This window comes from Halomonas sp. DQ26W (assembly GCF_003339685.1).
Classification (GTDB): Bacteria; Pseudomonadota; Gammaproteobacteria; order Pseudomonadales; family Halomonadaceae; genus Halomonas.
Genome location: NZ_QPKI01000001.1, coordinates 74044 through 96830, shown reverse-complemented (window position 1 = coordinate 96830; position 22787 = coordinate 74044). Strand labels below are relative to the sequence as shown.

The 22787-nt window shown below is 63.3% G+C and carries 14 protein-coding genes and 2 tRNA genes; 14 read left to right on the top strand and 2 right to left on the bottom strand.

Going from position 1 to position 22787, the window contains the following annotated elements:
- Window positions 1-2: 2 nt before the first annotated feature.
- The 6 genes from aroB to eno all read left to right on the top strand — a co-directional run bounded on the left by aroB (window position 3) and on the right by eno (window position 11881).
- Entirely contained in the window at window positions 3-1115 is a 1113-nt protein-coding gene (gene aroB, locus DU490_RS00420) for a 3-dehydroquinate synthase (protein WP_114572369.1), read from the top strand.
- A gap of 490 nt (window positions 1116-1605) precedes the next feature.
- Window positions 1606-6057 carry a glutamate synthase large subunit gene (gltB, locus tag DU490_RS00415; RefSeq protein ID WP_114572368.1) on the top strand — a complete coding sequence of 1484 codons (4452 nt, stop codon included), beginning with the start codon at window positions 1606-1608 and terminating at the stop codon, window positions 6055-6057.
- Between the two features lie 24 nt (window positions 6058-6081).
- Window positions 6082-7503: an FAD-dependent oxidoreductase gene (locus DU490_RS00410; protein ID WP_114572367.1), complete on the top strand. Its 1422-nt coding sequence runs from the start codon at window positions 6082-6084 to the stop codon at window positions 7501-7503.
- Between the two features lie 480 nt (window positions 7504-7983).
- The gene (locus tag DU490_RS00405) at window positions 7984-9645 is read left to right on the top strand and encodes a CTP synthase (protein WP_114572366.1); all 1662 of its coding nucleotides are present in this window, start codon (window positions 7984-7986) and stop codon (window positions 9643-9645) included.
- 17 nt (window positions 9646-9662) lie between these two features.
- Complete coding sequence (gene kdsA / locus DU490_RS00400; protein WP_114572365.1) at window positions 9663-10514, top strand: 3-deoxy-8-phosphooctulonate synthase; 852 nt, start codon at window positions 9663-9665, stop codon at window positions 10512-10514.
- Between the two features lie 74 nt (window positions 10515-10588).
- Window positions 10589-11881: a phosphopyruvate hydratase gene (gene eno / locus DU490_RS00395; RefSeq protein ID WP_114572364.1), complete on the top strand. Its 1293-nt coding sequence runs from the start codon at window positions 10589-10591 to the stop codon at window positions 11879-11881.
- 535 nt (window positions 11882-12416) lie between these two features.
- On the opposite strand, the gene fdxA is transcribed toward eno, so the two are convergent.
- Complete coding sequence (fdxA, locus tag DU490_RS00390; protein WP_114572363.1) at window positions 12417-12740, bottom strand: ferredoxin FdxA; 324 nt, start codon at window positions 12738-12740, stop codon at window positions 12417-12419.
- 159 nt (window positions 12741-12899) lie between these two features.
- Entirely contained in the window at window positions 12900-15476 is a 2577-nt protein-coding gene (gene mutS, locus DU490_RS00385) for a DNA mismatch repair protein MutS (RefSeq protein WP_114572362.1), read from the bottom strand.
- 154 nt (window positions 15477-15630) lie between these two features.
- Between mutS and DU490_RS00380 the strand changes: the two genes are divergently transcribed.
- From DU490_RS00380 to DU490_RS00345, 8 genes are all read left to right on the top strand, one after another.
- Complete coding sequence (locus DU490_RS00380; RefSeq protein WP_114572361.1) at window positions 15631-16158, top strand: CinA family protein; 528 nt, start codon at window positions 15631-15633, stop codon at window positions 16156-16158.
- A 176-nt stretch (window positions 16159-16334) separates the two neighbouring features.
- Window positions 16335-17396: a recombinase RecA gene (recA, locus tag DU490_RS00375; RefSeq protein WP_114572360.1), complete on the top strand. Its 1062-nt coding sequence runs from the start codon at window positions 16335-16337 to the stop codon at window positions 17394-17396.
- Window positions 17397-17399: 3 nt separating this feature from the next.
- Window positions 17400-17870: a regulatory protein RecX gene (locus DU490_RS00370; RefSeq protein ID WP_114572359.1), complete on the top strand. Its 471-nt coding sequence runs from the start codon at window positions 17400-17402 to the stop codon at window positions 17868-17870.
- A 178-nt stretch (window positions 17871-18048) separates the two neighbouring features.
- On the top strand, window positions 18049-20664 hold the full coding sequence (alaS, locus tag DU490_RS00365) for an alanine--tRNA ligase (RefSeq protein ID WP_114572358.1): 2616 nt from the start codon (window positions 18049-18051) through the stop codon (window positions 20662-20664).
- Between the two features lie 65 nt (window positions 20665-20729).
- On the top strand, window positions 20730-21980 hold the full coding sequence (locus DU490_RS00360) for an aspartate kinase (protein WP_066450799.1): 1251 nt from the start codon (window positions 20730-20732) through the stop codon (window positions 21978-21980).
- Window positions 21981-22190: 210 nt separating this feature from the next.
- Window positions 22191-22391, top strand: a complete 201-nt coding sequence (gene csrA, locus DU490_RS00355) for a carbon storage regulator CsrA (RefSeq protein ID WP_114572357.1) — start codon at window positions 22191-22193, stop codon at window positions 22389-22391.
- 103 nt (window positions 22392-22494) lie between these two features.
- A tRNA-Ser gene (locus tag DU490_RS00350) sits at window positions 22495-22587 on the top strand.
- An 80-nt stretch (window positions 22588-22667) separates the two neighbouring features.
- Window positions 22668-22744: transfer RNA gene (locus tag DU490_RS00345), tRNA-Arg, on the top strand.
- Window positions 22745-22787 lie beyond the last annotated feature (43 nt).

The window sequence follows — 22787 nt, the reverse complement described above, 5'->3', positions numbered from 1 at the left end:
CCATGACCCTGATGCCATCCCCTGCTCCCCAGCGCAGTCTCCAGGTCGCGCTGGGAGAGCGCAGCTACCCCATCCATATCGGCCCCGGCATGCTGGGCGATGCCACCTTGCTGTCACCCTATCTGGCCGGCAGCCAGGTGATGATCGTGACCAACGAGACAGTGGCGCCGCGTTATCTCGCGCGCTGTCGCCAAGGGCTCCCCGAGGGGCTCGAGGTCGAGGAGCTGGTGTTGCCCGATGGCGAGGCGACCAAGACGCTGGAAAGCGTGAGCCGGATCTGGGACGCCCTGCTGGCGGCCGGATTCAATCGCCGCTGTACGCTTATCGCCCTGGGTGGCGGGGTGATCGGTGACATGGTCGGCTTTGCGGCTGCCTGCTATCAGCGTGGTGTGGCCTTCATCCAGGTGCCGACCACCCTGCTTTCCCAGGTCGACTCCTCGGTAGGCGGCAAGACCGGCGTGAACCACTCGCGTGGCAAGAACATGATCGGCGCCTTCTGGCAGCCGCAGGCGGTGCTCATCGATACCGATACCCTGCTGACCCTGCCGCCACGGGAGCTTTCGGCGGGCCTGGCCGAGGTGATCAAGTATGGCCTGATCCGCGATGCCGGCTTCCTTGGTTGGCTGGAGGAGAACATGTCGGCGCTGCGTGACCTGGATGCGGCGGCGTTGACCCAGGCCATCGAGCGAAGCTGCACGATCAAGGCCGAGATTGTTGCCGAGGACGAGACCGAGCAGGGGGTTCGTGCCTTGCTCAACCTGGGGCACACCTTCGGCCATGCCATCGAGGCTCACCAGGGCTATGGCAACTGGCTCCACGGCGAGGCCGTGGGTGCCGGCATGCTGATGGCAGTCGAGCTGTCACAGCGCCTTGGCTGGCTTTCCGCGCCGGAAGTGGCGCGTATCGCCGCCGTCATCGAGGCAGCCGGGCTGCCGCTGTCGGCGCCGGCGGATATGTCTGCCGAGGATTTTCTCGCCCTCATGCGGTTGGACAAGAAGAATATCGACAGCCGTCTGCGCCTGATCCTCCTGGCTGCACTGGGCGACGCCCGGGTGCACGACGAGACGCCCCCTGAGCTGCTGGCGGAATTGCTGACCGCCTTCCCGCGCCGCTGACAGCCCCCTGGCTCTCCGTTTCTTCCAGGCCCGAATATCTTCCAGGCCTGAATAAAGGCACAACGATTCGTCTGGCGCCGAGTCAGCGACGCCCGTCCCCGACGGGCGTCGTCGTTTCTGGCGTCTGATCATTATGCCGAATGCAGATAAATCTGCATGCCTCATGCAGCATCGGTATGGGCAAAAAGCGCCATGTTAGACTAAAGTCTAGTATTTTGAATCATGTCGTTTGAAAAGCGTTTATGGCAAGTGCAAGTCATTGAGCTGCTGGATTTTTTCTTGCACTGTCACCGGTCAAGTTGCGGATTTGGCGGGCTTTTTCATTGAGCAGAAAGTGGGCGGGAATTGCGTGTCATGGCCCGGGATGTCTATGCTGGGCGTCCTTTTTCTCGCGACAGCAGTGCACCGTTTTTCGGGCACAATAATTAAAAAACCATCCAAAATATAAATCTACTGCTGTTAAGTCAATAGTCTTTTTTGAGGCACGCCCATGAACAGAGGTCTTCATCATCCTGGTGAGTTCCGCGACAACTGTGGCTTCGGCCTGATCGCCCACATGGAAGGGCAGGCTAGCCATGACCTGCTCAGGACGGCTATCGAGTCCCTGACCTGCATGACCCATCGCGGCGGTATCGCCGCCGATGGCAAGACCGGCGATGGCTGTGGCCTGCTGTTGAAGATGCCGAGTGCCTTCATGCGTGAGGCGGCAGCGGAGGCGCTCGGCGTCACCCTGGGCGAACGCTTTGCCGTCGGCGCGATCTTCCTGCCCGACGATGATGCCAAGGAGGCCCGGGCTCGCGGCATCCTCGAGGGCGAATTGCGTGCCTGCGGCCTGGTCATTCGGGGCTGGCGCGACGTACCGGTGGATCCGTCCTTTTGCGGCCCCATGGCGCTGGCGTGCCTTCCGCGCATTCGCCACCTGTTCGTCGAACCGGGCAAGCAGAGCGATCCCGAGCGCTTCGATGTCGATCTGTTCATGGCCCGCCGCCGTGCCGAGCAGATGCTGCGCGACGAGGAAGACTTCTACGTCTGTTCGCTCTCCGCCGAGGTGGTCTCCTACAAGGGACTGGTGATGCCGGTGGACCTGCCGACTTTTTATCATGACTTGGGCGATGAGCGCCTGGAAACGGCCATCTGCGTCTTTCACCAGCGCTTCTCGACCAATACGGCACCGCGCTGGCCCTTGGCGCAGCCGTTTCGCATGCTGGCTCACAACGGTGAGATCAACACCATCGAGGCCAACCGCGGCTGGGCCAACTCGCGCAAGGATAATTTCGTCAACGAGCGGCTGCCCGATATCGCCGAGCTGGACGAGATCGTCAACACTGTCGGCTCCGACTCCTCTAGCATGGATAACATGCTAGAGGTCCTGCTGATGGGTGGCATGGAGCTGCATCGGGCGGTGCGCATGATGGTGCCGCCAGCCTGGCAGAACATGGAAACCATGGGCGGTGAGTTGCGTGCCTTCTACGAATACAACTCCATGCATATGGAGCCCTGGGACGGTCCCGCCGGCGTCGTCATGACCGACGGGCGACAGGCGGTCTGCATGCTCGACCGCAACGGCCTGCGTCCGGCGCGCTGGGTCATCACCAAGAACGGCTACATCACCCTGGCCTCGGAGATCGGCACCTATGCCTACAAGCCGGAAGACGTCGTGGCCAAGGGGCGGGTGGGGCCGGGTCAGATACTCGCCGTGGATACTCAGACTGGCGAAGTGCTTCACACCGAGGATATCGACGAGCGTCTCAAGTCCGCCTATCCCTACAAGCGCTGGCTGAAGGAGGAGGCCCACTACCTGGAGTCGGCGCTGACCGAGCTTGCCAGCTTCCAGAACATGGACAGCGATGCGGTCAAGACCTGGCAGAAGATGTTCCAGGTCACCTTCGAGGAACGCGACCAGGTGCTGCGCCCCTTGGCCGAGAGTGGCCAGGAAGCGGTGGGCTCGATGGGCGACGACACACCCATGGCGGTGCTGTCGCGCAAGCATCGGCTACTGACCGACTACTTCCGCCAGAAGTTCGCCCAGGTCACCAATCCGGCCATCGACCCGCTGCGTGAAGCGATCGTGATGTCGCTGGAAACCTGCATTGGGCCTGAGCTCAATGTTTTCAGGGCCACGCCGGAGCACGCACATCGCATCATCCTCACCACGCCGGTGCTGTCGCCGCGCAAGTTCACTGCGCTGGTCGAGCAGGATGACCCGACCTTCGCTAGCCACAAGCTCATGCTGGGCTATGATCCTGAACGGGTTGGACTCAAGGCGGCACTCGTCGAACTGTGCCGTCAGGCCGAGGCCGCGGTGCGCGACGGAAAGGTGCTTCTGGTGCTTTCCGATGCCAGTCTCGGCAAGGGTCAACTGCCGATCCATGCGGCCCTGGCCGTCGGTGCCGTGCATCACCATCTTGGCAGGCTGGCACTGCGCCCGCGTGCCAACATCGTGGTCGAGACCGGTTATGCCCGCGATGCTCACCAGATGGCGGTGCTGTTCGGTGTAGGTGCCACCGCGGTCTTCCCGTGGCTCGCCTACCAGGTCATGGCCGATATGCATCGCACCGGCGAGCTGACCGGCAACCCGGCCGATGCCCGCGAGAACTATCGCAAGGGGATGCAGAAGGGCCTTTACAAGATTCTCTCCAAGATGGGTATCTCGACGCTGGCCTCCTATCGCGGCTCCCAGCTTTTCGAAGCGGTGGGGTTGCACTCCGAGGTGATGGGCCTGTGCTTCAGCGGCATGGCCTCGCGCATCGAAGGTGCCGGTTTCGCCGAGCTGCAGTTGCAGCAGGAGCTGCTGGCGAGGGATGCCTGGACGCCGCGCAAGGGCATTTCCCAGGGCGGCCTGATGAAGTATGTGCATGACCACGAGTATCACGCCTACAACCCGGACGTGATCAAGTCGCTGCAGGAAGCCGTGCAGGAGGGCGACTACGCCAAGTGGAAGAAATTCGCCGCGCTGGTCAACGAGCGTCCGGCCGCCACCCTGCGCGACCTGCTCAGGCTCAAGTCGTCCGAGTCGCCACTTGCGCTTTCCGAAGTGGAAACGGTCGAAGAGCTGCTGCCGCGTTTCGACAGCGCCGGCATGTCGCTGGGCGCCTTGTCGCCCGAGGCTCACGAGGCGTTGGCTCAGGCCATGAACGAGGCCGGTGGGCGCTCCAACTCCGGCGAGGGAGGCGAGGATCCGGCACGCTACGGCACCATCCGCTCCTCCAAGATCAAGCAGATCGCCTCCGGTCGCTTCGGCGTCACCCCGGCCTATCTGGTCAACGCCGATGTACTGCAGATCAAGGTAGCCCAGGGTGCCAAGCCCGGCGAGGGCGGCCAGCTACCCGGCGGCAAGGTCAATGATTTGATCGCCCGGCTGCGCTACTCGGTGCCCGGCGTGACGCTGATCTCGCCGCCGCCGCACCACGACATCTACTCCATCGAGGACCTGGCGCAGCTGATCTTCGACCTCAAACAGGTCAACCCGGAAGCGCAGGTGTCGGTGAAGCTGGTCTCCGAGCCCGGCATCGGCACCATTGCCACCGGCGTGGCCAAGGCCTATGCCGACCTGATTACCGTGTCGGGCTACGATGGCGGCACTGCGGCGAGCCCGCTGACCTCGATCAAGCACGCTGGCTCCCCCTGGGAGCTGGGTCTGCCGGAGGTGCACCAGGCGCTGCGCATCAACGGCCTGCGCGACAAGATTCGCCTGCAGACCGATGGCGGCCTCAAGACCGGTCTCGATGTGGTCAAGGCGGCGATCCTCGGCGCCGAGAGCTTCGGCTTCGGCACCGCGCCGATGGTGGCGCTGGGCTGCAAGTACCTGCGCATCTGCCACCTCAACAACTGTGCCACCGGTGTCGCCACCCAGCACCAGTATCTGCGTGATGAGCATTTCCGCGGCACCGTGGACATGGTCAAGAACTACTTCCGCTTCATCGCCGATGAGGTGCGTGAACTGCTGGCGATGTTGGGCGTGCGTCGGCTGACCGACCTTATAGGCCGAACCGACTTGCTCGAGGTGCTGGAAGGCGCGACTCCTTCCCAGCGCAAGCTCGACCTCTCGGGTCTGCTTGGCAACGACTTCGTGCCGGCGGAGGCACCGCAGTTCTGCCAGGTCAGCCGCAACGTACCCCATGATCCGGGTGCCAAGAATCAGGAGGTGCTGGGAGCCATCGAGCAGGCCATCGCCGACAGGAGCGGCGGCGAGTTCGCTTTCACCATCACCAACTGCGACCGCTCGGTGCCGGCGCTCTCCTCGGGTGCGGTGGCCAAGCAATACGGTGAGGCCGGGCTCGAGGATGACCCAATCACGCTGCGCTTCGAGGGCGTGGCCGGCCAGAGCTTCGGGGTGTGGAACGCGCGCGGCCTCAACCTCTACCTCGAGGGCGATGCCAACGACTACGTCGGAAAAGGCATGAACGGCGGCAGGGTGGTCATCGTGCCGCCGCGCGGTAGCCGTTTCGCCAGCCACGAGACCGCCATCATCGGCAATACCTGCCTGTACGGTGCCACCGGCGGCAGGTTGTTCGCCGCTGGCACCGCCGGTGAGCGCTTCGGCGTGCGCAACTCCGGTGCCCATGCGGTGATCGAAGGTGCCGGCGACCACTGCTGTGAGTACATGACAGGCGGCATGATCTGCGTGTTGGGCGAGACCGGCGTCAACTTCGGCGCCGGCATGACCGGCGGTTTCGCCTACGTGCTCGATGAAGACCGCTCCTTCGTCGATCGCTACAACCATGAGCTGGTGGAAATCCACCGCGTCAATACCGAGGCCATGGAGGCCTATCGGCGTCACCTGCGGGAAGTCATCGAGGAGTTCGTTGCCGAGACCGGGTCCGCCCGGGGGCGCGAGCTACTCGACGATTTCAGCGACTACGTGCGTCATTTCTGGCTGGTCAAGCCCAAGGCCGCGAGCCTGGGAAGCCTGCTCGACGAATCACGCAGGCGCCCCGAGTAAGCCGGATTTCCCAGGAGACAAGACATGGCCAATCGTTTGACCAATAACGACTTCCAGTTCATCGACGTGGGTCGCCAGGACCCGCAGAAAAAGGATGCTCGCACTCGTGCGCGCGAGTTCGGCGAGATCTACGAGCCGTACAAGCCCCAGGAGGCGGCAAGTCAAGCGCATCGCTGTCTGCATTGCGGCAATCCCTACTGCGAGTGGAAGTGCCCGGTACACAACTACATTCCCAACTGGCTGCAGCTGGTGGCGGAGGGCAACATCCTCGAGGCGGCGGAGTTGTCGCACAAGACCAATACCCTGCCCGAGGTGTGTGGCCGGGTGTGTCCGCAGGATCGCCTGTGCGAGGGGGACTGCACTCTCAACGACGGCTTCGGTGCGGTGACCATCGGCTCGGTGGAGAAGTACATCACCGATACCGCCTTCGCCATGGGCTGGCGTCCCGACATGTCCCAGGTTGAGTGGACCGACAAGAAGGTGGCGATCATCGGCGCCGGCCCGGCGGGGCTGGGCTGTGCCGATATCCTGGTGCGCAGCGGCGTCAAGCCGGTGGTCTTCGACAAGTACCCCGAGATCGGAGGTCTGCTGACCTTCGGCATTCCCGAGTTCAAACTCGAGAAAACGGTGATGGAGCGGCGTCGCGCGGTATTCGAGGAGATGGGCATCGAGTTCCGCCTCAATACCGAGATCGGCCGCGACATCGACTTCGAGACATTGCTCGCAGAGTACGATGCGGTCTTCCTCGGCATGGGTACCTACAAGTACATGGCCGGCGGCTTCCCAGGCGAGGAACTGCCCGGCGTGCACAAGGCGCTCGACTACCTGATCGCCAACGTCAATCACTGCCTCGGCTTCGAGAAGGACCCAGCCGACTACGTCTCGTTGGAAGGCAAGAAGGTGGTGGTGCTGGGCGGCGGCGATACCGCCATGGACTGCAACCGCACGGCAATTCGCCAGAACGCCGCGACGGTGACCTGCGCCTACCGGCGTGACGAGGAGAACATGCCGGGCTCCAAGCGCGAGGTGAAGAATGCCCGCGAGGAAGGCGTTGAGTTCCTGTTCAACCGCCAGCCGGTGGCAGTGGTCGGCGAGGGCCAGGTGGAGGGCGTGAAGGTGGTACGCACCCGCCTCGGCGAGCCCGATGAGAACGGTCGCCAGCGTCCCGAGGTCGTGCCGGGCTCCGAGGAGATCCTGCTGGCCGATGCCGTGGTCATCGCCTTCGGCTTCCAGCCGAGCCCCTCGCCCTGGTTCGAGCCCGCGGGCATCGAGCTCGACGAGCGCGGGCGGGTGCTGGCGCCCGAGCATGGCACCTACGCCTTCCAGACCGCCAACGAGAAGATCTTCGCCGGTGGCGACATGGTGCGCGGCTCCGACCTGGTGGTCACCGCCATCCATGAAGGGCGCCAGGCCGGCGAGGGCATCCTCGACTATTTGAAGGTTTAAGGCGGGCGCGGCGGCTTCCCGGCTCGCTTGCCAACCTTGCCGCTCCATCAAGGGTAAGCGGCGCCGGGGACGGGGCGGAGGTCTTTTGCCAGGGAAGGCAAAAGTAGCGCCCCGGGAGGGGTTTACAGCGCCTCCGCGAAGGCCTGTCGCCGGAACAGCCGCGGGTGCTGGCCACCGGAGCAGCACTGGCAGACTCGCGACGCACAAGGACGAAACCCTGACATTTCGCTTGCGACTTACGCGTCGGGCCGGAACAAGGTCCCTCTTGCCGGCCCTCGATCGACATCCCTGTCGATCGCCGCTAGTCGCTTCGCTCTCTGTCAGCGTCCTTGCGAAGTCGCTTCGCTAGCCAGCCCTGCTCCTGTATGGCCTCCTATGGCCTGGCCAAAATTGAGCCATTGGTCGTAATCTGCTAGTCTGTCGTCCCATCCTGGCGCAGCTTCCTGCCGCGCCTCATGATCACGTATCGACAGGTTCTCCATGACACGATATATCTTCGTGACCGGCGGCGTTGTGTCCTCTCTCGGCAAGGGCATCGCATCGGCCTCGCTGGCGGCGATTCTCGAGGCGCGCGGCCTCAAGGTCACCATGCTCAAGCTCGATCCGTACATCAACGTGGATCCGGGCACCATGAGCCCCTTCCAGCACGGCGAAGTCTTCGTCACCGAGGATGGGGCCGAGACCGACCTGGACCTGGGCCACTACGAGCGCTTCATTCGTACCAAGATGACTCAGGGCAACAACTTCACCACCGGTCGCGTCTACGAGCACGTTCTGCGCCGCGAACGCCGTGGCGACTACCTGGGCGGCACCGTTCAGGTGATCCCGCACATCACCGACGAGATCAAGCGCCGCGTCTATGCCGGCGGCGAGGGCTTCGACGTGGCGCTGGTGGAAATTGGCGGTACGGTGGGCGACATCGAGTCGCTGCCATTCCTCGAGTCGATCCGCCAGATCCGTAGCGAGCTGGGCGCGAGCCGGGCGATCTTCATGCACTTGACGCTGGTGCCCTACATCAAGACGGCGGGCGAGACCAAGACCAAGCCGACCCAGCACAGTGTCAAGGAACTGCGTTCCATCGGTATCCAGCCGGACATCCTGATCTGCCGCAGCGAAGTCGAGCTAGAGGAGACGGAGTGTCGCAAGATTGCGCTGTTCACTAACGTCGAGGAGCGCGCTGTCATTCCTTTGCAGGATGCCGATACCATCTATCGCATCCCGCTGATGCTTCATGAGCGCGGTCTCGACGAGATCGTCTGCGACAAGCTGCGCCTGGAGGCACAAGACGCCGATCTCACCGAGTGGGTCCATGTACTCGACGCCAAGCTCAATCCGCTCAAGTCGATCAACATCGCCATGGTCGGCAAGTACATGGAGCTGCTCGACGCCTATAAGTCGCTCAACGAGGCGCTGATCCATGCCGGCATCCAGACCCGGGTCAAGGTCAACGTCGACTACATCGACTCCGAAGATATCGAGCGCCACGGCACTGAGCGCCTGGCGGGCAAGGACGCCATCCTGGTGCCCGGCGGCTTCGGCGAGCGCGGCGTCGAGGGCAAGATCGCCACGGCCCGCTTTGCCCGGGAGAACGGCATTCCCTACCTCGGCATCTGCCTCGGCATGCAGGTGGCGGTGATCGAATACGCCCGGCATGTAGCCGGCTGGGAAGACGCCAATTCCACCGAGTTCACCCACGACACTCAGCATCCGGTCGTCGGCCTGATCACCGAGTGGCTCAATGCCGAAGGCAAGATCGAGCTGCGTGACGCGGCATCGGATCTGGGCGGCACCATGCGCCTTGGCGGCCAGGCCTGCCATCTGAGAACAGGCACCAAGGCTCGTGAGGCCTATGGCGCCGACGAGATCGTCGAGCGTCATCGCCATCGCTTCGAGGTCAACAACCAGTTCATCGATGAGCTGGAGCAGGCGGGACTGGTGGTTTCCGGCAAGAGCGTCGACAACTCCCTGGTGGAGATGATCGAGCTGCCCGACCACCCCTGGTACGTGGCCTGCCAGTTCCATCCGGAATTTACCTCCACCCCCCGCGATGGCCACCCGCTGTTCACCGGCTTCATCAATGCGGCGCTGGAGCACAAGAACGTGCGTGCACGGCAACAGGCCCAGGCGCAGCCACAAGGCTGAGGGGCAAAGGAGTGTCCATGACATACGTACAGCGCATCATCGATGTTGCCGGCCTTCGGGCCGGTAATGCGTTGCCGCTCATGCTGCTCGGCGGCATGAACGTGTTGGAGTCCCGCGAGCTGGCCCTGGAAGTGGCCGAAACCTACGTCGAGGTGACCGGTCGCCTGGGTATCCCCTTCGTGTTCAAGGCCAGTTTCGACAAGGCCAACCGCAGCTCGATCCACTCCTTTCGTGGCCCGGGCCTGGAAAAGGGCTTGGAGATATTGGCCGAGGTAAAGTCGCGCTTTGACGTGCCCATCATCACCGACGTGCACGAACCGTGGCAGGCCGCGCCCGCAGCCGAGGTGGCCGATATCATCCAACTTCCGGCTTTCCTTGCCCGCCAGACCGACCTGGTGGTTGCCATGGCCGAAACCGGGGCGGTGATCAACCTCAAGAAACCGCAGTTCCTGGCGCCCCATGAGATGCGGCATATCATCAGGAAGTGCGAAGAGGCCGGCAATGCGAAATTGTTACTTTGCGAACGCGGATCGAGCTTCGGGTATAACAATCTAGTGGTTGATATGCTTGGTTTTGGTGATATGAAGGAGACCGGTTATCCGGTCTTCTTCGATGTGACCCACGCCCTGCAGCGGCCGGGCGGCCGGGCGGACAGCGCCGGAGGCCGTCGCGAACAGGTTGGCGAGCTGGCCCGGGCCGGCGTGGCCGTGGGCCTGGCCGGCCTCTTCCTGGAAGCGCACCCGGACCCGGACAACGCCAAGTGCGATGGGCCCTGTGCGCTGCCCCTGGACCGGCTCGAGCCCTTCCTGGCGCAGCTCAAGGCCATCGATGACATGGTCAAGGGCTACCCTGCGCTGGATATCACCTGATACTCATTCACTGACCAACTGACTCACTCAACGCTGATTCATAAGACTGATTCATAAGAATAGGACGACACACGATGACCAAGATTGCCGATATCCTTGCCCTCGAGGTGCTCGACTCCCGTGGCAACCCCACTGTGCAGGCCGAAGTGCGGCTGGAGAGCGGTGCGGTGGGTGTGGCCTGTGCGCCCAGTGGTGCCTCCACCGGTTCACGCGAGGCCCTGGAGCTGCGCGATGGCGACAAGGCACGCTACCTGGGCAAGGGCGTGCTGAAAGCCGTCGAAGCGGTCAATGGTGCGATTCGTAGCAAGCTGGTGGGCATCGATGCTCGGGATCAGCGAGGCCTGGATAATGCCATGCTCGCGCTGGACGGGACCGACAACAAGGCCTCGCTTGGCGCCAATGCCATCCTGGCCGTGTCGCTGGCCGCAGCCAAGGCGGCCGCCAATGCCAAGGGTGTACCGCTCTATGCGCATATCGCCGAGCTCTACGGCCAGCCTGGCCGCTACAGCATGCCGGTGCCGATGATGAATATCATCAACGGTGGCGAGCATGCCGACAACAATGTCGATATTCAGGAATTCATGATTCAGCCGGTGGGCGCGGCGACCTTCCGTGAAGGGCTGCGCATGGGGGCCGAGATATTCCACGCCCTCAAGAAAGTGCTGTCCGCCCGAGGGCTTTCCACGGCGGTGGGCGACGAAGGCGGTTTCGCCCCCAACCTGGCCTCCAATGCCGAGGCGTTGGCAGTCATCAAGCAGGCCGTGGCGGATGCCGGCTATACCCTGGGCGAGGACATCACCCTGGCGCTGGATTGTGCCTCCTCTGAGTTCTACAAGGATGGTCAGTACAACCTGGCTGGGGAGGGACAGTCATTTGATGCGGCAGGCTTCGTCGACTACCTCGCCGGGCTGTGTGACGACTATCCCATCGTTTCCATCGAGGACGGCATGGACGAGTCCGACTGGGATGGCTGGAAGGCGCTCACCGACAAGCTGGGCGACAAGGTGCAGCTGGTTGGCGACGATCTCTTCGTCACCAATACCCGGATTCTCAAGCGCGGCATCGATGAGAAGATCGGCAACTCCATCCTGATCAAGTTCAACCAGATCGGCTCGCTCTCCGAGACCCTGGATGCCATCAGGATGGCCCAGGACGCCGGTTTCACCGCCGTCATTTCCCATCGCTCCGGCGAGACCGAGGACACCACGATCGCCGACCTGGCCGTTGGCACCGCGGCAGGTCAGATCAAGACTGGCTCGCTGTGCCGTTCCGACCGCGTGGCCAAGTACAACCGACTGCTGGTGATCGAGCAGCAGTTGGGTGAGCAGGTCGTGTACCCGGGGCGTGCCGCCATCAAGGGGCAGTGAGCGACGCCGCCAGCGCGCTCTATTGAGCTACTGGCCGACGACATTAACTACACGGTTTGTAGGAAATTACCTACATTAAGCCGACGTTCTAAGCTTGATTTGGGGCAATATGGCCGGCGCGGTTGCGTCGGTCTTTTTTTATGCTACTGTTTTAAAAGAATAATTTTCCAGAAGGTAATCAAAAGTTAAGTTAGGATCAGTTGCTGGGTGCAGTTGCGTCCCCGTGGGGAGGTGCCACAATGTGCGTGGGACGAGGTAGAGCGGGAGAGCTCTCCGGCAGGATGCAAAACGGGATGCGTTAACGGTGGTGCGCTCGGTGCGACAGGACGTCGCCTCTGGGCAGGGACGTTACCACGAGGAATTCGGACGGAGGGACCCGTTCATTGGAACCGCTGGGAGCCGGGCGACCTGCGGGTCGCCTTTTCCATGCGTGGTTTTCATGGTGCGTGGTTTTCATGGTGCGTGGTTTTCATGGTGCCTTGAAAAGGAAAACGCCGAACGTCATCAGCGTCCGGCGTTTTCTTGTGCGTGCGATTCAGCGCTCCAGGTGCTGCAGCTTGCCCGGCTTGCCATCCCACTCTTCGGCGTCGGCCGGCGGATCCTGCTTTTCCGCAATGTTGGGCCAGACCTCGGAAAGTTCGGCATTGATGGCAATGAACTCCTCCTGCCCCTCCGGCAACTCGTCTTCGGCGAAGATGGCTTCTGCCGGGCATTCTGGCTCGCACAGGGCGCAGTCGATGCACTCGTCCGGGTGGATGACCAGGAAGTTGGGGCCTTCGTAGAAACAGTCCACCGGGCAGACTTCGACACAGTCGGTGTACTTGCACTTGATGCAGTTTTCGGTGACGACAAATGTCATGCCTGTCTCCCTCCTCGGGGCCGGGTCTTGCGGTGCCCGGTCTGGTGGTGATTGAGCATCAGGGCAATAGGCCTGATGGTTATAAAAAAGAGGTTTTATATAATCGATGTTTGGAGGAACGCTTCATTCTAGTCATGCGTCGCGGCGGGGGCAAGCCGACTAGACCCGCTCGCGCCATTCATAGAGCAATTCCAGCGCCTGGCGCGGGGTCAGCTCGTCGGGCTCCAGGCCCGCCAATGCCTCGATCAGCGGATGCGGCGCAGTGGCGAATAGGTCGGTCTGCAGCGGAGTCGGCTCGCCGCTGTTGCACAGCGGCAGGCGGCTGCCCTGGTCGACCTCCTGCTGCTCCAACTGTGCCAGCTTCTCACGGGCTCGGGCGATCACCCCCTGCGGAACGCCGGCCAACTGAGCTACCTGGAGGCCGTAGCTTTGGCTGGCGGGGCCGTCTTCCACCCGATGCATGAATACGATGCCGTCGCGGTGCTCGGCGGCGGTTAGGTGGACATTGGCCACTCCCTCTGCCTGCTCGGCCAGGGCCGTCATCTCGAAGTAGTGGGTGGCGAACAGCGTGAAGGCCCGGCTCCGGGTCAGGTGCTCGGCGCTGGCCCAGGCCAGCGACAGGCCGTCGAAGGTGCTGGTGCCCCGTCCGATCTCGTCCATCAGAACCAGGCTCTGCTCGGTGGCATTGTGCAGGATGCTGGCGGTCTCGGTCATCTCCACCATGAAGGTCGAGCGGCCCCCGGCGAGGTCGTCGCTGGAGCCGATGCGGGTAAAGATGCGATCCACGGGGCCGACATTAGCCGCGTCGGCGGGGACGAAGCTGCCGGTATGGGCCAGCAGGGTGATCAGTGCCGCCTGGCGCATGTAGGTGGACTTGCCGCCCATGTTGGGGCCGGTGATGATCAGCATCCTGCGATTGTCGTCCAGCATCAGGTCGTTGGGCACAAAGGGCGCATCGCTGACCTGTTCCACGACCGGGTGTCGACCGCCCCGAATCTCGATGCCGGGGGTTTCGAGCAGCCGTGGGCGCTCGAAGCCGAGCGCCTGGGCGCGCTCGGCAAAGGTGGCCAGCACATCCAGCGCCGCGAGTGCCTGACCAGTGGCCTGAAGCTCCCCCAGCTCGGCATTCAGCGCATCAAGCAGGCTCTCGTAGAGCAGCTTCTCCCGGGCCAGGGCGCGTGACTTGGCCGACAGCGCCTTGTCCTCAAACTCCTTGAGTTCGGGAATGATGAAGCGCTCGGCATTCTTCAGTGTCTGGCGGCGGATATAGTCGACCGGGGCTTCCTGGGCCTGGGCGCGGGGGATCTCGATATAGTAGCCGTGTACCCGGTTGTAGCCCACCTTGAGGCCGGCAAGGCCGGTACGTTCACGCTCCCGGAGCTCCAGCTTGATCAGGTAGTCGCCGGCGTGTTCGGCCAGGCCGCGGTACTCGTCAAGCTCATCGTCGTACCCCTTGCGGATCACGCCGCCCTCACGGATCACCACCGGCGGGTTGTCCATCAAGCCGCGGCTCAGGGTGTCGGCCAGTTCGGGATAGGGGCGGATATGGTGCTGAAGATGGTCCAGGGCGGTGCCGTCGCTGAAGGCACTCAGCTCCTGCTGCAGCGCCGGGAGCGCGAGCAGGGCGTCGCGCAGCCGTGCCAGGTCCCGGGGCCGGGCGCTGTAGAGCGCCACCCGGGCCAGGATGCGCTCCACGTCGCCGATGGCCTTGAGCAGCTCGCGCAGCGTAGCGAAGGCCTCCTGGTCGAGCAGCAGGGCGACCGCCGCCTGGCGATTCTGAACAAGGGTGCGGTCACGCAGCGGGCGGTTGAGCCAGCGTTTGAGCAGTCGCGAGCCCATGGCGGTGGCGCTGGTGTCGAGTATGCTGGCCAGGGTGTTGTCGGCGGTGCCGCCAAGATTGGTATCGATCTCCAGGTTGCGACGGCTGGCGGCATCGATCACCACGGCGTCGTCCCGGCTTTCCACGCCCAGCGCCGTGACGTGGGGCAGGCGCGAGCGCTGGGTGTCCCGGGCGTACTCGATCAGCACGCCGGCAGCGGTAATGGCGGCCTTGAAGTGGGCGCAGCCGAAGCCGCGAAGGTCCTGGCACTGGAACTGGTCGCACAGGGCGCGGGTGGCGCCATCGAGGTCGAACAGCCAGTCGCTCTGGCGGCGCAGGCCACGACGCCCCTCGAGGGACGGCGGCAGGATCAGGCTCTCCGGCACCAGTAGCTCGGCAGGGTCGAGGCGCTGAAGCTCGGCCAGCATCTCGCTCTCGCCTTCCACCTCGAGCACGCTGAAGCGGCCGCTGGAAAGCTCCAGCCAGGCTAATCCCCAACAGGTACCCAGGGTATGCACGGCCACCAGCAGGTTGTCGCGACGAGCATCGAGCAGCGCCTCGTCGTAGAGGGTCCCGGGGGTGACGATGCGCACCACCTTGCGCTCGACCGGGCCCTTGCTGGCGGCCGGGTCGCCGAACTGTTCGCAGATCGCCACCGACTCGCCGGCCTTGACCAGGCGGGCGAGGTAGCCTTCGGCGCTATGGTAGGGTACGCCGGCCATGGGAATCGGCTTGCCTGCCGACTGGCCGCGCTGGGTCAGGGTGATATCGAGCAGCGCCGCGGCGCGCCTGGCATCGTCGAAGAACAACTCGTAGAAATCGCCCATTCGATAGAAGAGCAGCACCTCGGGATGCTCGCGCTTGATCTTCAGATATTGGGCCATCATCGGAGTATGCTGGGCGCTGGCCTGTGACATGGGGGTCCTGTGCTGAGCGGTCGTTTCCGGGGCTATGACGTGGCGATCGTGCCACGGCCTGCATATCGCGAACAAAGCCGCTATTGTACGCAAAAGTCTATCCTTACGCGCGGTCGGCGTCAGGGGCTGATCACCACCTCGAAGGAGCGACACCATGTCTCATCGCGCTGCCAGCCTGGCGAACCTCGACCTGATCACCCTTGCCGAACGCCTCGGGCGCTGCTGCCGGGAGCAGGGTTTGAGCGTGACGGTTGCCGAATCCTGTACCGGCGGGGGGGTCGCCAGCGCTATCACGGCCGTTGCCGGCAGCTCCAACTACTTCGAGACCGGTTACGTGACCTACTCCAACGCCGCCAAGGCTCGCCTGCTCGGCGTGCCCGAGGCGACCATCGCCGAGCACGGTGCGGTGAGCCGCGATGTGGTAGAGGCAATGGTTGCTGGCGCTTGTCGCGAAAGCGGTGCGCCGCTCGGCGTGGCGATCAGCGGCGTGGCCGGCCCGGACGGTGGTTCGCCGGACAAGCCGGTGGGCACCGTGTGGCTGGCCTGGGGGGATGCCGAGCGACAGCAGGCCGAGCGGCTGCACTATCCCGGGGACCGCGGGGCGGTGCGTGAGCGTGCAGTACGCGACGCCATTGTCGGCCTGATCCGTTATATCGAGGCAAGTTATATCGCGGCCACGTAGGTGCCACGCTTGGCGAGCGGCGATTTTTTCGCCATACTACTGTCCAACCATACAGTGTCCGGGCGACCCCCTAACGGTTTCGTCCGCCATTCCGGTTGTTGAGCAAGTGTTGAGCAAGTGTTGAGCAAGTGTTGAGCAACCGAATTTCTGCAGACGAGTTCTACGAGGAGCGCTACATGGCACAGGAAGACAACCGTACAAAGGCATTGAATGCCGCCCTTTCTCAGATCGAGCGCCAGTTCGGCAAGGGTACCGTGATGCGGCTGGGTGATACGCCCCGGGTGATCATGCCATCGGTGTCGACCGGCTCCCTGGGCCTGGATATCGCCCTGGGCATCGGCGGCCTGCCGCTGGGGCGGGTCGTCGAGATCTTCGGGCCGGAATCCTCGGGCAAGACGACGCTGACCCTCTCGGTGATTGCCCAGGCCCAGAAGCAGGGCAAGACCTGCGCCTTCATCGATGCCGAGCATGCACTCGACCCCAGCTACGCCGAGAAGCTCGGGGTCAACCTCGACGACCTGCTGGTCTCGCAGCCCGATACCGGCGAACAGGCGCTGGAGATCTGCGACATGCTGGTGCGCTCCGGCGGGGTCGACGTGATCGTCATCGACTCGGTGGCGGCGTTGACCCCGCGGGCCGAGATCGAGGGCGAGATGGGCGACTCCCACGTCGGCCTGCAGGCACGCCTGATGTCCCAGGCCCTGCGCAAGATCACCGGTAATATCAAGAACGCCAACTGCATGGTGGTGTTCATCAACCAGATCCGCATGAAGATCGGCGTGATGTTCGGCTCGCCGGAAACCACCACCGGTGGCAATGCGCTCAAGTTCTACGCCAGCGTGCGCCTGGACATTCGCCGTACCGGTTCGGTCAAGTCGGGCGACGAGGTGACCGGCAACGAGACCCGGGTCAAGGTGGTCAAGAACAAGGTGGCACCGCCGTTTCGTCAGGCCGAGTTTCAGATCCTCTACGGTAAGGGCATCTATCACGCCGGAGAAGTGGTCGACCTGGGCGTGCAGTGCAACTTGGTCGACAAAGCCGGCGCCTGGTACAGCTACAAGGGCAACAAGATCGGCCAAGGCAAGGCCAATGCCGCCCAGTTCCTCGAGGACAACCCGGCGGTGATGGAGGAGATCGAAAGCCAGATCCGTGGCCAGCTGCTGGCCACGGTAGAGCCCCGGGAGAAGGAGGCCACCGCCGAGCTGGCCGATGACGCCGACGAAGGCAGCTTGCTCTAAGCCATGCTGGGCCAGCCGCCGAGCGATCGCGACACCTCCCCCAGGGAGGACGCCATTCGCCTGCTGGCCCGGCGCGAGTACTCGCGCGTCGAGCTGGCGGAGCGGTTGGCCGCGAAAGGGCACGACACGGCGGCTATCGACGACTGCCTCGATGCCCTGGCCGAGCAGGGTCTGCAGTCGGATAGTCGTTTCGCCGAAAGCTTCCTTCGCTCGCGGGTGGCCCGGGGCCAAGGGCCACTGAAGATTCGTGGCGAGCTTTCCCGGCGCGGTATCGACCGCGCTACCCTCGAGGCCGCTTTTGCCGAGGCGGAAACTGCCTGGTTTGCGCTGGCCTGTGACTCACTGGCACGGCGTTTCGACGGTCCCGGCGACTCGCCCCGTGAGCGCGCGCGGCGGGAGCGTTTCCTCGCCAGCCGAGGGTTCGATTTCGAGCATCTGCGTCACGCCCTTTCCCACGCCTGGGATGGTGATTGAGACGGCCGCTTCGGCCTGCACTCTTCAGTCGCTTGACAACTACGCTATAATACCCCCCTTTGCGAACGCCCCGGGTCGCGCTTCGGCGCGCCACGGCGCCCCTGCAGCGGCCTTTTTTCGACGGCCGCACCCGCTTTCCCGCCCGTCGGGTCATCATGCTCATCGCCACGGATATTCCATGAAAAGCGCAGACATCAGACAGGCCTTTCTGAGTTACTTCGAGGAGCACGGACATACCATCGTGCCGTCGAGCTCCCTGGTGCCGGGCACGGACCCGACCCTGCTGTTCACCAACGCCGGCATGGTGCCGTTCAAGGACGTCTTTCTTGGGCAGGATCCGCGCCCCTACGTGCGCGCGACCTCATCCCAGCGCTGCGTCCGCGCTGGCGGCAAGCACAATGATCTGGACAACGTCGGCTATACCGCCCGACACCACACCTTCTTCGAGATGCTGGGCAACTTCAGCTTCGGCGACTACTTCAAGCGCGATGCCATCCGTTTCGCCTGGACTTTCCTTACCGAACGGCTGGGGCTACCTGCCGAGAAGCTTTGGGTCACTGTATTTACCGAAGATGATGAGGCCTACAGCATTTGGGCCGATGAAATCGGTGTGCCCCATGAGCGCATCGCGCGTATCGGCGCAAAAGACAACTTTTGGCAGATGGGGGATACCGGCCCCTGCGGCCCTTGCTCGGAGATATTCTTCGATCACGGCCCCGAGGTGTGGGGCGGGCCTCCCGGCAGCCCGGAAGAGGACGGCGACCGCTATATCGAGATCTGGAACCTGGTGTTCATGCAGTTCGACCGCGATGCGGCGGGCAACCTGAACCCGTTGCCCAAGCCCTCCATCGATACCGGCATGGGTCTCGAGCGCGTGGCCGCGGTGCTGCAGGGCGTGCACTCCAACTACGAAATCGATCTTTTCCAGAATTTGCTCGAGTCGGCGGCTCGGCATACCGGCCATACGGATACTACCACCCCGTCGCTGCGCGTGATCGCCGACCATATCCGCTCCTGCGCTTTCCTAATTGCCGACGACGTGTTGCCTTCCAACGAGGGGCGCGGCTATGTGCTGAGACGGATCATCCGCCGGGCCATCCGTCACGGAAACAAGCTGGGTGCCAAGGGTGACTTCTTCCACAAGCTGGTCGGGGCGTTGGATGCCGAAATGGGCGACGCCTACCCGGAGCTGCGCGAGGCTCGCCATCAGATCGAACGCGTGCTGCTCAAGGAGGAGCAGCAGTTCGCCCGCACCCTGGAGCATGGCATGGGCCTGCTCGAGGAAGCGCTGCAGGCGTTGGAGGGCGACGTGCTCTCCGGCGAGACGGTGTTCAAGCTCTACGATACCTACGGCTTTCCCTATGACCTGACCGCTGATGTCTGTCGCGAGCGCGGAGTGACCCTCGACGCCGAGGGCTTCGAGCGTGAACTGGAGGCCCAGCGTGAGCGCGCCCGGGCGGCCAGCCAGTTTGGTTGCGACTACAGTGCCGCGCTGGAGCTCGAGGGTGAAACCGAATTCACCGGCTACGACAGGCTGGAAGGTCGCGCCGCCGTCACCGCGATTGTCGACCGCGAGGGCAAAGCACTGGCCGGCCTTGAGCCCGAGCAGCGCGGCCTCGTGGTGCTCGACCGCACGCCGTTCTACGGCGAGTCCGGCGGCCAGGTTGGCGACACCGGCTACCTGCACCTGGACGACAACAGCCGCTTCCTGGTCACCGATACCCAGAAACAGGGTGGGCACCACCTGCACCATGGCGTGCTGCTCGAGGGCAGCCTCAGCGTAGGCGCCGAGGTGCGTCCTCAGGTTGATGCCAGGCTACGCGGCGCCACCATCCGCAACCACTCCGCAACCCACCTGATGCATAAGGCACTGCGCCTGGTGCTGGGTGATCACGTCCAGCAGAAGGGCTCGCTGGTCACGCCGGAACGGCTGCGCTTCGACTTCAGCCACTTCGAGGCCATGACGCCAGAGCAACTCGCCGAGGTGGAACGACTGGTCAACGAGCAGATCCTGGCCAATGCGGCCACCCGGATCGAGCAGATGACCCTCGACCAGGCCAAGGACAAGGGCGCGGCGGCGCTGTTCGAGGCCAAGTACGCGGACAGCGTGCGGGTGCTGACCATCGGCGCCGACGACTTTTCCATTGAACTGTGCGGCGGTACCCATGTGGCCCGCAGCGGCGACATCGGCTGCTTCCATATCGTCAGCGAACAGGGTATCGCCTCGGGGGTGCGCCGCATCGAGGCGATCACCGGCGAGGGGGCGCTCGCCTGGTTCCGTGAGCAGGAGGCTCGGGTCAATCGCATCGGCGAACGGCTCAAGGCCAAGCCGGAGCAGGTCGAAGAGCGCGTCGAATCGCTGGTCGAGCGCAATCGCTTGCTGGAAAAGGAGCTCGAGCGGCTCAAGGCCAAGCTGGCCAGCGCCGCCGGCAGCGACATGCTGAGTGAGGCCCACGAGATCGGCGGTATCAAGGTGCTCGCCACCCAACTGAAGGGTGTCTCAGCCAAGGAGTTGCGCGGTGTGCTCGATCAGCTCAAGCAGAAGCTGGGTTCCGGTGTCGTGGTGCTCGGCGTGGCCGATCAAGAGGCAGGCAAGGTGAGCCTGATTGCCGGTGTCACCGATGACCTGACCTCCCGCGTCAAGGCAGGCGACCTGGTCAACCATGTCGCCTCCCAGGTGGGCGGCAAGGGCGGTGGGCGCGCCGACATGGCCCAGGCAGGGGGTAGCGACGTTGCGGCCCTGCCGGCGGCCCTGCAGAGCGTACCGGCCTGGCTTGAGCAGCGGCTGCAGTAATACCGTGGGCCGGCCCCGGCGCCGGCCCTGAGCGCTTACACTCGAAAAACGAGGGAAAACCGCATATGGCACTATACGTACAGAAATTCGGCGGCACCTCGGTGGGCTCCGTGGAGCGCATCAAGGCCGTGGCTGAGAAGGTCAAGGGCTTTCGCGATCAGGGGCATCAGATCGTCGTCGTCCTGTCCGCCATGAGTGGCGAGACCAACCGCCTCATCGGCCTGGCCAACGAGATCAACGACGAGCCGACACCCCGGGAGATGGACATGCTGGTCTCCACCGGTGAGCAGGTCACCATCTCGCTGCTGGCCATGGCGCTGCACAAGTTGGGCGTACCGGCGACCTCCTATACCGGTTCCCAGGTGGGCATCCTCACCGACAGTTCCCATACCAAGGCACGCATCCAGCGCATCGAGACCGACGAGATGCGCGAGGATCTGGATGACAACAAGGTGGTGGTTGTCGCCGGTTTCCAAGGCGTCGACGAAGAGGGTAATATCACCACGCTCGGTCGCGGTGGCTCCGATACCACCGGTGTGGCCCTGGCGGCAGCGCTCAAGGCCGATGAGTGTCAGATCTACACCGACGTCGACGGCGTCTACACCACCGACCCCCGCGTCTGCTCCAAGGCCCAGCGCCTCGACACCATCACCGTCGAGGAGATGCTCGAGCTGGCGAGCCTCGGCTCCAAGGTGCTGCAGATCCGCGCTGTTGAATTCGCCGGCAAATACAATGTTCCGCTGCGCGTGCTGTCCAGTTTCCAGGATGGCCCCGGCACCCTGATCGTTGCTGACTCCGACCAAGACGAGGACTCCATGGAAGAACCGCTGATCTCTGGTATTGCCTTCACCGCCAACGAGGCCAAGCTCACCCTGCTCAATACCCCCGATGTGCCCGGCGTTGCGTCGCGTATCCTGGGCCCGATCGCCGATGCCAACATCGAGGTCGACATGATCGTGCAGAACGTGGCGCCGGCGGGCGACTACACCGACTTCACCTTCACCGTGGCCAAGGGCGACTACAAGCAGACGATGAAGATCCTCCAGGAGCAGGTGCTGCCTGACCTGGGTGAGGGCGAGGTGAAGGGCGATGACAACATCGCCAAGGTGTCGCTGGTGGGGGTCGGAATGCGCTCACACGCGGGCGTGGCTTCCAAGATGTTCCGTGTGCTGGCCGATGAAAACGTCAATATCCGTATGGTTTCCACCTCCGAGATCAAGATTTCGGTGGTCATCGACGAGAAGCACATGGAACTTGCGGTCAAGGCGCTGCACAAGGCCTTCGGTCTGGACAAGAGCGATATCGAAAGCGAATAAATCCGGAAAACAACGGGATTAGCCTGTATCTTCTACGCTTGAAGGGAGTCGGTAACGCCACGGCATGCGACTTCCCTTCAACGAATTCATGATGTCACGGTGCGCGTTGGTGGTACGTAGTGGTTTCATGCCACATAATAGGCTTAAAGTACTAGCGTCGATTGGATCGTCGCGTATCCCGTTGTTAGTCGTCTGAGAAGGAGATCAGTCATGCTCATCCTGACCCGCCGTGTCGGCGAAACCCTGATGATCGGTGATGATGTCACCGTGACCGTCCTTGGCGTCAAGGGCAATCAGGTCCGAATCGGCGTCAATGCACCCAAGGATGTCGCAGTACACCGCGAAGAGATCTACCAGCGCATCCAGCGTGAAAAGTCTGAGGAAGAAGGGGGTGGCGGCAGCGCATCCTGATGGGGATGACGAGACGCTCGCGATTCAGATGCCAGGAAACAAATCCCTGAATACGCTAGACAAAGAGGCGCAGGAGCGATAGGATATGCGCCGTGTCGTCGAGGGAGAGGTGGCCGAGTGGCTGAAGGCGCTCCCCTGCTAAGGGAGTATGGGGTTTATAGCCCCATCGAGGGTTCGAATCCCTCCCTCTCCGCCATGACGATACGTTGCAGAGTGGCAGAATCGAAAACTGCAACGCTAGAAAACTGCAATTGAAAGAGTAGAAAGACGAAGCACGCGCCCGTAGCTCAGCTGGATAGAGTACCTGACTACGAATCAGGTGGTCGGAGGTTCGAATCCTCCCGGGCGCGCCATGTTTTAAGCAGCATGGCTTCAAGCAGCATAGCTTCAAGCAGC